The 13,069-nt window shown below is 48.3% G+C and carries 12 protein-coding genes; 10 read left to right on the top strand and 2 right to left on the bottom strand.

Annotated elements, in window-relative coordinates:
- The first annotated feature begins 44 nt into the window (after positions 1-44).
- The 5 genes from BUB68_RS03840 (at position 45) to BUB68_RS03860 (ending at position 4,011) form a co-directional block, all read left to right on the top strand.
- Complete coding sequence (locus BUB68_RS03840) at positions 45-254, top strand: 50S ribosomal protein L9 (RefSeq protein ID WP_073088467.1); 210 nt, start codon at positions 45-47, stop codon at positions 252-254.
- Positions 255-327: 73 nt separating this feature from the next.
- Positions 328-627, top strand: a complete 300-nt coding sequence (locus tag BUB68_RS03845) for an HMA2 domain-containing protein (protein WP_073088468.1) — start codon at positions 328-330, stop codon at positions 625-627.
- Positions 628-630: 3 nt separating this feature from the next.
- Entirely contained in the window at positions 631-1,392 is a 762-nt protein-coding gene (locus tag BUB68_RS03850) for an HMA2 domain-containing protein (protein WP_143188076.1), read from the top strand.
- Positions 1,389-3,506, top strand: a complete 2,118-nt coding sequence (locus tag BUB68_RS03855; RefSeq protein ID WP_073088469.1) for a heavy metal translocating P-type ATPase — start codon at positions 1,389-1,391, stop codon at positions 3,504-3,506. The genes BUB68_RS03850 and BUB68_RS03855 overlap by 4 nt, the downstream gene beginning before the upstream one ends.
- A 19-nt stretch (positions 3,507-3,525) precedes the next feature.
- Positions 3,526-4,011 (top strand): HMA2 domain-containing protein, encoded by a 486-nt coding sequence (locus tag BUB68_RS03860; RefSeq protein WP_073088470.1) that lies wholly within the window; start codon positions 3,526-3,528, stop codon positions 4,009-4,011.
- A 620-nt stretch (positions 4,012-4,631) separates the two neighbouring features.
- On the opposite strand, the gene BUB68_RS03865 is transcribed toward BUB68_RS03860, so the two are convergent.
- Complete coding sequence (locus BUB68_RS03865; protein ID WP_073088471.1) at positions 4,632-5,465, bottom strand: hypothetical protein; 834 nt, start codon at positions 5,463-5,465, stop codon at positions 4,632-4,634.
- A gap of 167 nt (positions 5,466-5,632) precedes the next feature.
- On the opposite strand from BUB68_RS03865, the gene BUB68_RS03870 reads away from it, so the two are divergent.
- Positions 5,633-6,187, top strand: coding sequence for a UbiX family flavin prenyltransferase (locus tag BUB68_RS03870; RefSeq protein ID WP_073088472.1), 555 nt, complete (start codon positions 5,633-5,635; stop codon positions 6,185-6,187).
- A 1-nt stretch (position 6,188) separates the two neighbouring features.
- Positions 6,189-6,875: a ribonuclease HI gene (gene rnhA, locus BUB68_RS03875; RefSeq protein ID WP_073088473.1), complete on the top strand. Its 687-nt coding sequence runs from the start codon at positions 6,189-6,191 to the stop codon at positions 6,873-6,875.
- A gap of 19 nt (positions 6,876-6,894) precedes the next feature.
- On the opposite strand, the gene BUB68_RS03880 is transcribed toward rnhA, so the two are convergent.
- A complete protein-coding gene (locus tag BUB68_RS03880; RefSeq protein WP_073088474.1) occupies positions 6,895-8,232 on the bottom strand; it encodes an MFS transporter in 1,338 nt (445 codons plus the stop codon).
- A 267-nt stretch (positions 8,233-8,499) separates the two neighbouring features.
- Between BUB68_RS03880 and cas9 the strand changes: the two genes are divergently transcribed.
- Genes cas9 through cas2 form a run of 3 tightly spaced genes read left to right on the top strand, consistent with a single transcriptional unit; the run spans position 8,500 to position 12,969 of the window.
- The gene (gene cas9 / locus BUB68_RS03885; RefSeq protein ID WP_073088475.1) at positions 8,500-11,757 is read left to right on the top strand and encodes a type II CRISPR RNA-guided endonuclease Cas9; all 3,258 of its coding nucleotides are present in this window, start codon (positions 8,500-8,502) and stop codon (positions 11,755-11,757) included.
- Positions 11,758-11,762: 5 nt separating this feature from the next.
- Complete coding sequence (gene cas1, locus BUB68_RS03890) at positions 11,763-12,653, top strand: type II CRISPR-associated endonuclease Cas1 (RefSeq protein WP_081371845.1); 891 nt, start codon at positions 11,763-11,765, stop codon at positions 12,651-12,653.
- Positions 12,654-12,657: 4 nt separating this feature from the next.
- On the top strand, positions 12,658-12,969 hold the full coding sequence (gene cas2 / locus BUB68_RS03895; RefSeq protein ID WP_073088476.1) for a CRISPR-associated endonuclease Cas2: 312 nt from the start codon (positions 12,658-12,660) through the stop codon (positions 12,967-12,969).
- The last annotated feature ends 100 nt before the right edge of the window (positions 12,970-13,069 follow it).

The raw sequence follows: 13,069 nt of genomic DNA on the forward strand, positions 1-13,069 counted from the left end.
CCCCACTCGTTTATGAAGCTTTATGTTTAAGGAGGATGGATTCGATGTTTCAGAAGACAGATTTTTGGATTGGTCTGGCTGTAGGTGCCGTTGCTGGTATCTTTGGTTATCGTTTCATGCAGGAGCGTGAAGCTCAGCTGGCTGCTATGCAGCAGGTTGCTCCCGCTGCTGAACTGCCGGTAGCTGAACTGCAGCGTCAGAAAGAGGAATTGGAAGACCTCATCGCTGCTCAGGAAGCTAAGAAGGCTAAATAATCGTTTATTGACGAGAAAAGAGACTGCCGCTCTTTTATTGCGGCAGTCTTTTGTAGTATGAGGAGGAAAAGATTTGAGTTTCATCGGGAATTTCCAAATCCCCACCAATACCCTGGATTTATTCATCCGCTCCGTGGATATTTCGTCCTATCTGCCCGGACGGGTGCGGCTGTACAGCAACAACCTGATTGGCAATACCGAACTGGAAGCACAGATTCAGAGCCAGTTGGGGGCTTTTGCAGAGATTGACAGCGTACAGACCAATGTAACATCGGGTTCCATACTGATCCTTTATACGCCGGAAAGACTCCGCCAGAATGCGGATTTGCGCAAGGTGGAAGAATATATTATGACGCATGCAAGGAGGAAATAACGAATGTCTTATGCATCTGGATTTATGATGGGCACAGCGCTGGTACAGGGGCTGGGCAGTATGTTGATGGGCGGTGGTGCCGCTGGTGTAGGTGCCGCTGCTACTGGCATGATGGGTGCCAGCAAGATGATGGGCGCAGGCCGTATGATGGGCTCTGGCAGCCGCATGCTGGGGAGCCGCGGGGGAGCTATGGGGGGCAGAAGTATGTCTTCTCAGGGCTTTGAAATGCCGGATATCAATCTGGGCAAATTCCTGAAGCCGGTAGAACCTTTCAAGCTGGAATCTGATCTGCCGGGCCGTCGCCGTTATCGGGCTGCTGCTGTTTCGGCAGAGTTGGCCAAACTGCTGGAGGAGAAACTGGCGAAGCTGGATTATATCGAAACGATCAAAGTCAATGCGGAAAGTGGCAGTATCCTGCTGACTTTTGCCGTTGAGGATGCTGGGAAGATTGATGCCCTGGCAAAATGGATGGCGGAAAAACTTTTCACGGCGCAGGTTCCGACGGCGGCTCAGCAGGGGGGCGCTGTCAGCAAGATGCCGGAGGCGCAGGCAGGTATCATTACCCGCAGCATTCGTGGTACCGTGCGGGCAATCAGCAACTGGATAAAAGACCATACGGGTGGTCTCTTTGATATGAGTTCTTTGGCTTCGCTCCTGTTTCTCCTGCGAGGTTTCCGCAAGATGTTCCTGACCGGGCAGTATCCTTCCGGTTCCCAGATGCTCTGGTGGGCAGTGACACTTATGAGAGGATGGCGCACCGTATGATGTACGGAAATTGTTATTTCCATTTACAGGCGGCCCTTAACCGTGAAGAACGGGCAAAACTGGCCGCCAAGATTCGCCGTAACCGCAATATCGTGGCGGTGACGGTGGATGAACGCAAGGTCCATATCTGGTACAAACGCCAGATGACACCGTTCCAGCTGCAGGAAATCCAGAAGATGCTGATCGAGACGGTCAAGCGTCTGCAGGAAGCAGCTATCACGCCAGCCGAAAGACTGGCTGAATACCGTCGTGATGCGGTGATCTCCCTGGCAGGTTTTGCGGCCATGGAAGTGCTGAAACGCACGTCGCCGCAGCTGTTCGTGGGCACGAAGATCATGCGCAGCCTGCTGGTGCTGGGCATTGCCCGCAAGTTCATCCAGAACGGCGTGAGCGGTGTGGTCAAAGACCATCAGCCCAATGCCGATACCCTGACCGCTACGGCGGTTATCGCTTCGGTGCTGGCCGGCAAGCCTGAGTCCAGCCTGACGCTGCTGGCCCTGTCCAATGGCGCTGAAATGCTCACGAGCTATGCGGCAGAAAAGGCCCGTACCCATATCTCCGGCCTCCTGTCCCTCGACCAGCGCTATGTATGGCTGGTGGAAGGCGGCACGGAACGCAAGGTGCCTGTGGAACACGTCAAAGTAGGCGACACCATTGCCGCCCATACTGGCGAAAAGATTGTCGTGGATGGCCGGGTGGTCAGCGGCGATGCCGCCGTCAATCAGGCCTCCATCACTGGTGAGTCCAACCCGGCCATGAAGCATGCGGATTCTCCTGTCTATGCCGGCAGCGTGGTGGAAGCCGGGGAACTCATCATCAAGGTGGAGAAAGTCGGCAAGGATACATCTTTGGCGCATATCGTCCATCTGGTGGAAGAAGCTCAGAACCGCAAGGCACCGGTGCAGAACTTTGCCGATAAGATGGCCAACTTCCTCGTGCCGGTATCCTTTATCGGTGCGGGCATTGTCTACGGGGCAACCCGTGATTGGCAGCGCGTGCTGAACCTCTTGTTCATCGATTTCTCCTGCGGACTCAAGCTGTCCACGGCTACGGCCATGTCGGCGGCAATCGGGGCTGCAGCCAAACGCGGCATCCTGGTCAAGGGCGGCAACTATATCGAAGCCCTGGCTGAAACGGATACGGTGGTGCTCGACAAGACCGGTACGCTGACGGTTGGCGTGCCGCAGATTGCCTTCATCAAGACGGCCAAAGGCGTGGAGGAAAAGGAAATGATCCTGCTGGCCTCTTCGGCTGAGCAGCATTCCGTCCATCCGCTGGCGGTGGCCATCCAGAAGTATGTGGAGGAGCAGGCATGGACTTCCCCGCAGCATAAGTCCTCGAAAACCATCGTGGCCCGTGGCATGCAGGCAGAAGTACCGGCCTTTGAAGGCTATAAGGGCGGCTTGATCCGCGTGGGCAGCCAGAAATTCCTGCGGGAAAATGGCATCGAGGATACGGAAGGCATGGCCGATGGGCTGGCCTTCAAGAACCTGCTCTATGTGGCCCGCGACAAGCAGCTCATCGGCGTGATCGGCATCGAAGACCCCATCCGCCCCAAGATGAAGAAGACGTTGAATCAGATGCGCCGTCACGGTGTGGACGAGATTGTCATGCTCACGGGTGACAGCAAGGCTGTGGCTGCCGAAGTGGCCCATAGCATGGACATCGATTCCTATCATGCGGAAATCCTGCCGGAGGACAAGAGCCATTATGTGAACAAGCTCAAGCAGCGCGGCACGGTCATGATGGTGGGCGACGGCATCAATGATGCGCCGGCACTGGCCTTCTCCGATGTGGGTGTGTCCTTAGGCGGACGGCAGACGGATATCGCCGCTGAATCTTCGGCGGTGACCATCCATTCCGAAGATCCGGAACGCCTGATTGAAACTTTGCAGCTGGGCCGACGTACCATGGATCTGGTGCATCAGAACTTCATGGCTACCATTTTGGTTAATTCCTCGGCTATGCTTTTGGGCGCTTTAGGCAAGATCAGCCCTCTCTGGGCAGCGGTCATCCATAATACCGCGACTCTGGCTGTGGTGCTCAACAGCTGCCGCATTCTGAATAACAATAAGTCCGGTTTCTTTGCCCGCAATAACCGTCGGGCAGCCTGATGTGGAAAGAGGGATGGATATGCAGGCAGATTGGAAGAATTTACCGCTGGGACTGCCAATGACATTGGCATCCGTGGGAACGCTGGCCACGCTCTTTGCCGGGAAGAATCTCCATGCCGGTTTCGGCGTGGCCTGGGCGGCACTGTCTTTCTGGCATGGCTGGCAGCATCATAAGAAGATGCAGGCCGATGCCAGGAAGCTGACGGACTGCTGCCGGACGAAAGAAGCTGAGACGGTGGAACCGTTGCAGGCTTTGCTGGACAGCTTTCAGGTGGATGCTTATGTGCCGGGACGGGTACGCCTGCGCAGCACGCTGCTGGCGGCTTATCCTGAGTGGGCGCAGGATTTGGAAGCCTATATAAGATCCTTTACCGGCGTGGAAACGGCGGTCATCAATACGCTGACCGGGTCGTTGCTCATAACCTATGATGCGGCGAAGCTGCGGCAGAAACCGAAACTGGCTGAGCTGGAACAGCAGATAGCAAAGCTGGCATCAGCTAAGTAGCAAAGTCGGCGGCAGGTACATATTTTGCGGGCTGCACTGAATGGCTGGCATGATTTGAGAAATAAATTTTTTGACAGTATGAGTTAGACGCGTTATAATTGAGGTAGATTCAAGGAACTAACGACATAGAAACACAAAAAGACCCTCGGTAGATGAATGGCCTGGAAAACTAATCATCTCCGGGGGTCTTGCACGTTTGGCGACCGTGCTCAGTCGGGGCTGGCTGCTTAAAGCAGGTGTCTGTCAAGCCACTTGCAAATATAATATGCGACTATACTTGCCATTACAGACCCAAAGAAACTAACTAACGACATATGTCCACACCTCCCCTGCTGCCGAAGCATAGAGGAAAAGCAGCAGATTAAGTATAGCATACGTCTGATAAAGACTCAATGATGTAAATTTCGCATCTGCCTTAAATAAGACATCATTATTAGAAAACCTTAGAAAAACGATGATTATAATTAGTAAATGGTTTTGGTTTTATCTCATTTATATAGAGCTGCAATTTTAAGGGATATGGGTGGGAGCTATGAATAATTCGGTATAAAAAGGAGCTGTGAGCAAAATGCTTTCGCATTTTGTCGCAGCTCGATTTTTTACGTCACAGGAGAAGCATATTATAAATTTTTCCAAGCTCTAGTACGTAAAAAGGTTAAGAGTCCATAAGTTGTCCAATCATAAATATTTACGTTTTTTTCATTAACTTTCAAAAATTGACCTTTAGAATTTCGGTTGTAAGTACCATTAAATATATCATCATTTTGGCTATTACGTATCATTTCTGTCCAAGACTTATATTTTTGACTTGAATATGGAGTAGATTCATCTTTATTATATAAAAGAATAATATTGGTATCAGGGTTATAATCAAAAGTAATGCCTAATAATCCATCTTCAGAAATCATTTTATACTTACCACCAACGCCGCTGGTATTTCTGGAGATAGTCATGGTAGCTTGTGAACTCATCGGTGACAGGATTTTGTTATCATGATTATATTGCATGATTTCATCAATTAGCGATGGATAATTACTAGAAACCCATTCTAATATACGTTCTTCAACTTCCCCACAATTCCAGCCGTTTTTTATATTTGAAATATTACCAGTCCATCGTTGGGGATTATAGAATTTATTGTATCCTTCTAAAGTGACACCAACGCACCTTTCTATATCGAAAACCAAATGCCAATCACCGGTAGTTCTCTCGATATATTTCCATGTAAAAGATTGGATATCCGGCGCTTTACGTTTAAATCTGATTTCTAGATATTTTCGTCCATCATATTCTATAGCCTTTATAGAATTGGTATCAGCATAAAAAATAGTATAGTCATCAAGGCTAAAACATTTTGCCCAATTTTCGTTTTTCCCAGCTGCCAAACAAGTTGTGCACAAACACATTATACACAATAGGCATAGCGTTAAGGTTTTCATTAATTCCTTTTTCATTACAATCACCATAATCCTTTCAATGATTCAACACTGCATAAAGCATTATACGCTTCCCCATTAGGGCTGTCAACTTCCCACTAAGCAATTCAGTTTGGCCTTTGGCAAAACTGGGATAATTGCGTTATAATGTATACAAGAATAATGTAGAGGTGAGATGAAAGCCTATGAAGATAGTGGTAGGAATAACCGGGGCCAGCGGCAGCATTTATGCGTTGCGGCTCATTGAGGTCCTGCGGCAGCTCGGGCATGAGGTGCATGCGGTGGTGACGGATAGTGGCTGGCAGGTGCTGGACTATGAGTGCGGTGTGAGCCGTGAAGATTTGGCTGCGCGGGTGGATGTGCTCTATGATAATGCCAATGTGGGGGCGGCGATTGCCAGTGGCTCTTTCAAGGTGGATGCGATGGTCGTGCTGCCCTGCTCGATGAAGACCGTGGCCAGCATTGCCCATAGCCTGTCGGATAATCTCCTGACGCGGGCGGCTGATGTCATGATGAAGGAAGGGCGCAAGCTGGTGCTGGTGCCCCGGGAAACGCCCCTGCATGCCATCCATCTGGAGAATCTGCTCAAGCTGGCACAGCTGGGGGTAAGGATCGTTCCCGCCGCACCCGGCTTCTATCATCGCCCGCAGACGCTGGCGGACCTGGTGGATATGCTGGTCGGGAAAATCTGCGACCAATTGGGTGTCGAGACGGATCTGTTTGCGAGATGGGAGGGCTGAGATGGCTGGCAAGAAAGTGTATGCCGTGCGGAATGGACGGAAAACGGGGTTATTCACGAGCTGGGCAGAGTGCAAGGCACAGGTGGAAGGTTTCCCCGGTGCCCGCTTCAAGGGATTCCTGGATGCGAATGAAGCTACGAAATGGCTGAATCTGGATTATGTGCCGCCTTATGGCGGCGGGAAGAAGGCGGCATCCGGGCAAAAAAATACGCAGGCTGAGCCTGCGGTGGATCATGATGATGCGCCGGACTATATCATCTATACGGATGGTTCCTGCCTGCGCAATCCCGATGGCCCTGGCGGCTGGGCCGCTGTGATTGCCGACCAGATTCAGGGCCAGCTTACGGAACTGCATGGGGGCGAGGCTTCGACAACCAATAACCGCATGGAACTGACGGCAGCCCTGAAGGCGCTGTCCTTTGCCCGGCAAAACGCGGTGATTGACCTCTATACCGACAGTCAGTATCTGAAAAATGCCTTTACGAAGAACTGGCTGGCAGGCTGGAAGCGGAAGAACTGGATGACTGCTGCGGGAACGCCCGTCAAGAATCAGGATCTATGGCAGCTGCTGGACAAGGCCTTTGCAGAACATCAGGTGCGGTTCCATTGGGTGAAGGGGCATGTCGGTGTGGCCCAGAATGAGCGCTGTGATGAGCTGGCCAAGGCTGAGGCCATGAAGTATATGTGAGGTTGTGCTGCGTGGCTGTTCATTGGCGGACTTTGGCCGGGATTACGCCCAGTCCGGACAGCAGCGCGAAGAACAGCAGGGCAAGCTGCAGGTTTTGCAGCAGGGTTTCCTGCAAGGACAGCCCGTCCCAGCTCAGAGAAAGGATCAGGTTCATCAAGGCTACACTGAGCACCTGTCCCACTAAGCGGGTGGAGCTCAGCAGGCTGGCGGCCAGGCCGTAATGTTTCTTCTCCACGGCACTCATGATGGCGTTGTTGTTGGGGGCGGCGAACAGTGCAAAGCCTGTGCCGGTGATGATGAGCATGGGAATCATCAGCCAGAGCGCGAGATTATGGATGGTCAGGGCAAAACCTGCCAGGCCAGCACTGATGACCGCCATGCCCAGAGCGGCCAGTTTTGTCGGTGCGTATTTATCGGAAAGCTTGCCCATCAGTGGTGAGAGCAAGGCCATGATGATGGGCTGGGACAGGAGAATCAGTCCTGCGCTGCGGGAAGTCATGCCTAAGATGGATTGCAGATAGAGGGAGAGCAGGAAACTGGCAGCAAAGGTGCCGCAGTAATTCAGCAGCGCCGCCAGGCAGGACAGGGAAAAGGGCAGATTGCCCTGCAGGAGCGTGATGGGAAGCAGGGGATTTTCCTGCCGGAGTTCATAGCGGCAGAACAGGAAAAAGAGCACGAGGCCTCCCAACAGCAGACCGGGAGCCAGAGGCTGGCTGTTGAGCTGGGACAGGCCATAGATGATCAGGAGAATGGCGCCGCCGTAGAGGACGGCGCCTTTTTTGTCCCAATGGGGGCTGGTATCCTCATACCATTCTTCCTGCAGGAAACGGCGGGCGGCCAGAAAGGCAGTGCCGCCAATCATAGCCAGTACGATGAAGATGCTTGGCCAGCCGTAATAATAATTGAGGAAGCCGCCGGCAACCGGCCCTAACGTGAGTCCGGTGTAGACCACCGCGACATTCCAGCCCATAGCCCAGCCGCGGCGCTCCTTGGGAATCACCAAAGTCAGGATGGACATGGAGGTCGCAAAGGTCATGGCCGAGCCAATCCCCTGTGCCGCCCGGGCCGCAAGGAGCAGCGGCAGATTCGGTGCAAACGCTGCTAAAAGCGAAGTCAGCGCAAAGATCCCGTTGCCCATGATGAAGAACCGCCGCTTCCCGTAGCGGTCAGCCAGCTTGCCGAAGGGCAGAAGCACCACGATGGCCGCCAACAGGAAACTGCCGAGCACCCAGCCCAAAGCAGCAGGACTCGCCCCATAGGCTTCCCCAAGAGAGGGCAAGGCCAGATTGAGCGCACTGCCGGCAAAGGGAGTCAGGAAAGACGTGAGCATGATGGTAAAGAGTATTCTGCGTTCCATAAGATAATGCTCCTTGAATTGTGATTTTTTTCAGTATACTGCTATTAATATTGTTTGGCAAGAAAAGCAGATAGAGGATATAATAAGTATTGACAGAATATTTCATCCGTTTTATAATATGTATGTAATTGCTTATTGTATCATAGCGAGGTATATTAGGTTATTACAATAAGGTCTAGCTGTTAGCTAGCACCGCAAAGCTCTAACGGCTTGCCTTTTGGCAAGCCGTTATCTTTTTATGAAAAAGAGTGATAGGGGAGAGCATTCATGGAACAACGTTATGTATTGGGATTGGATATAGGAATTGCCTCAGTGGGATGGGCGGCATTGGCATTAAATGATAAGGATGAGCCATATCGGATTTTGGACTTGAATTCGCGGATATTTCCGAAAGCAGAAGTTCCGAAAACAGGCGCGTCTTTAGCTTCTGCTCGTCGTACTGCGCGGGGGGCGCGACGCAGATTGCGACGCCGTCGTCATCGCTTAGAACGTATGCGCGGATTTCTTGTGAGTGAGGGGGTATTGACAAGGGAGGCTATGTTAGAGTTGTATTCCCAGCCGGTGCCTGATGTTTATGAAATACGTTATGAAGGATTACAGCGCAGATTAACACCAGAGGAATGGGCAAGAGTGCTGTTGTTTTTTGCTAAGCATCGTGGTTTCCAATCCAATCGTTTAGCTGGTGAAGGAACAGATGAGGAAGGTAAAGTAAAAGAAGCTCTCAAGGATAATGTTGAGTTATTGGTTCGCTATCGTACCGTAGGTGAAATGCTATATAAGGATGAAAAATTTCAGGCACATAAGAGGAATAAGGCTTCTGACTATCAAATGACGGTCAGCCGTGCTATGTTGAGGGATGAAATAGATAAACTTTTTGAGATACAACGAAAACAGGGAAATCCATATGCCACGCTGGAATTTCAGAAAAGATATTTGGCAATATTTTCGGCACAGCGTAATTTTGATGAAGGGCCTGGTGGTGGAAGTCCTTATGGTGGCAACCTGATTGAAAATATGATAGGGCTTTGTACTTTGGAAAGGGATGCGAAAGAGAAGCGTGCACCTAAGGCTAGCTATTCGTTCATGCGGTTTAGCTTACTGCAAAAACTTAACCATATGAAAATAAAGGAAAATGGGGGACGGCGAGGTCTGACCGCAGAGGAGCGTCAGTGTTTGGAAAAATTAGCTTGGAAATCACCTTCGCTGAATTATGCGCGTTTGCGCAAGGAACTTGAATTGCGTGATACTGAGCTGTTTAATGATTTGTTTTATGGACAGGATATTGAAAGTACCGAGAAAAAAGCAAGTTTTAATTATACGGTAGCATATCATGAAATACGCAAGGCTTTGGATAAAGTGGAAAAGGGGTACATACAACGTTTATCTTCGGATGAACTAGATATTATTGGTTATGCCTTTTCGGTATTCAAGCACGAAGAAAATTTGCAGGCATATATGAAAAGTCATGGAATAGCTGAAGAGGTTATTCGTATTTTGCTTGCGAATTTGAGGCCATTTCGTAAATTTGGACATATATCCGTAAAAGCTTGTCGGAAACTTATGCCTTATTTAGAACAGGGTATGGTCTATTATGATGCTTGTATTGCGGCTGGTTATAAATTGTCAGGTGAAGATGGGGAGAGACGCAAATATCTGTCCGGTTATATGGAAGAAGTAAGGGATATTCCTAATCCTGTTGTACGCAGATCTATATCCCAGACCATAAAGGTGTTGAATGCGATTATTAAGCGTTATGGCAGTCCTGTGGAAATTCATGTTGAACTAGCAAGGGAAATGGCGCGTAATTTTCAAGAGCGAAAGCAAATACAAAAGCAAATAGATGACAATAGCAAATCTAACGAAAGAATAAAGCAGGAATTGATAGAAAATGGTCTATTACAGCCCAATGGGCTCGATATTGTAAAATGGAAGCTATATAAGGAACAGCAGGGTGTTTGTGCTTATAGCCAAAAGCCGTTTGATATAGGTCGGTTATTGCATGAAGGGAAGTATGCAGAGGTAGACCATATCTTACCATATAGTCGTTCGTTTGATGACAGTTATGTCAATAAAGTGCTGGTCTTGACAGACGAGAACCAGCACAAGGGAAATCGGACACCTATGGAGTATATGGAAAATGATGATAAACGATTGATGACCTTTACCACTTGGGTAGAATCTACTATTCGTGATTTTCGCAAACGTCGCAACTTGTTACGGAAAAATTATTCTTCAGAGGAACAAGATTGGAAAGAACGTCATTTGAATGATACGAAGTATATAAGTCGTTTTGTGTATAATTTGCTACGAGAACATTTGATTTTTAATAGTTTTATGACAGGGAGAAAACGTCATGTGTTGGCGGTAAATGGTGCAATAACAGCTTATGTACGTAAACGGTTAGGGATTTCTAAAATTCGAGAAAATGGAGATTTGCATCATGCCGTAGATGCAGCAGTGATTGCTTGTGTGACACAGGGGATGGTCAATAAGGTACAGGAATACAGTAAAGCAGGAGAAATGTGGGGACATGCCAAGGCTGAACAATTCCCTGAGCCTTGGCATGGCTTTCGTCGTGAGCTGGAAGCGCGTGTTGGTGTGAAGCCTGCTGAGAAATTGCGAGCTATGTGTGTGTCGAATTATACAGATGATGAGTTGCAGACGGTAAAACCTATATTTGTGTCTCGTATGCCGCAACATAAAGTTCGAGCGACAGCTCATGAGGACACTATACATAGCCCAAGGCTGGTCAATGAAGGTTTTTCTGTTCAGAAGACGAAACTATCTAAATTAAGATTGACTAATGATGGAATGTCAGTTGCAGATTATTATAACCCATCATCAGATGTATTATTGTATCAGGCTATTTTAAAAAGATTGCAGGCTTTTCAAGGAGATGCGAAAAAAGCATTTGCAGCACCTTTTTATAAACCGCGGGCAGATGGTTCACAAGGGCCTTTGGTAAGAACAATAAAGACAGTGAAAAAAACGGATGCTCAGGTTATGATAAATCAAGGAAAGGGGATGGCTGATAATGGACGGATGTTGCGTGTAGATGTGTTTTATCGTGCAGAAGGCAAGGGGAAAGGATATTACCTTGTCCCTATTTATGCGGCAGATGTAGTTAAACCGGTTTTACCGTTGAAAGCAGTGGTGGCAAATAAACCTTATGCAGATTGGATGGAAATGAAAGCAGATGAATTTATTTTTTCGCTCTATCAAAATGATTTATTGTTGGTACGTTCAGAAAAAGGAGTTGACTTAAGTCCGGTTGACAAAAATAGCGTATTACCAAAGGTGAAGAAACAGGTAGCTTTATTGTATTATCAAACAACGAATCGAAATACGAGTGCAGTTACGGTGATTAATCATGATAACACATACGGTCAAGGTTCTATGGGGATTAGAAATATTACAGAAATAAAGAAAATGCAAATTGATGTATTGGGGAATATAACGGAGGCACCCCAAGAGGTACGCAGAGATTTTAGAAGGATGAAGAAAGATCCTCATGCAAAGGTGTGAGTATTATGTATCAGCAGGTTATAATTGATTCGCGGGCTAAAATATATCAACGAAATCATCAGTTATGTGTAAATACTGGTGAGGTGTATCATATTCCGATAGAAGATATAGATACTATAGTGATTGCCAATCGGGAATCCAGTATAACGGTGGCCTGCCTTGATTCATTGGTAGAAAATGGCAGTTCGGTGTTGATTTGTGGGAAAAATTATATGCCGGAGGGGATTTTATTGCCATTTGGGGCATATTCTCGGCGTTTGCGTATGATAAAGTATCAAATTGGACAGGGAAAACCTGCGGTTAAACAATTATGGAAGATGATTGTGCAGCGGAAGATTGCTAATCAAGGGCGTTGCCTGACCTTGGCTGGTAAACAAGATTGTGTATCGGCTATGGTAGATCGAGTTCAGTCAGGGGATAAGGGAAATGTAGAGTCCATAGCGGCTGCCAGATATTTTAAGGCGTTATTTGGTTCATCATTTGTTCGTCACGATATGGATATAGTAAACAGTATGCTCGATTATGGCTATGCAATTTTACGTTCAGCTATCGCCCGTTATTTAGCAGCTTATGGTTTTGAACCATGCTTGGGGATTCATCATCATAGTGAGGTTAATGCATTTAACCTTGCTGATGATTTGATTGAACCTTTTCGCCCATTGGTGGATTTATATGCCAGTCAAAAGGGAGGGATGGAAGTAGGTGAGCTACCACAGTCCGTTCGGCAAGAATTGGTTGGGTTACTATCGGTGAATGTATTGATGGGAAAGGAGCGGGTTAGCGTGAGTAATGCTGTGGAACGTGTGGTGCAAGGCTTAGCGCGTTGGTATCAGGATGCGGCAGAGCAGTTGGTGCTGCCCCAACTGCTCCCGTTAAGTCTGCATAACTATGAGTAGGTTTATGCGTTTGCTGGTTATGTTTGATTTGCCAGTCACTTCTCCAGCTGAGCGCAAGGCAGCAACAAAGTTTCGCAAATTTCTACTTGATGATGGCTACTATATGATGCAGTATTCCGTTTATATTCGTATATGTAATGGCAATGAGACCGCGCATAAGCACTTGGCAAGACTTCAGAATAGTATTCCGCTTGCTGGCTCAGTGCGGGCAATCATGATTACGGAAAAGCAGTATGAATCCATGAAGATACTTTGCGGGCAGAAAAATGTGGAATTTGATAAAAATGCAGCTCAACAGATGGTGTTGGCATTTTGATTTATGATTTTTACAAAAAAATCCCCCTAAGTCGTTAAGTGATTCAGGGGGATTTCGGTGTGGTATTGTACCATAGCGAGGTTTATTAGGGAACTACAAC

The sequence above is a fragment of the Pseudoselenomonas ruminantium genome, from assembly GCF_900142515.1.
Lineage (GTDB): Bacteria > Bacillota > Negativicutes > Selenomonadales > Selenomonadaceae > Selenomonas_A > Selenomonas_A ruminantium_D.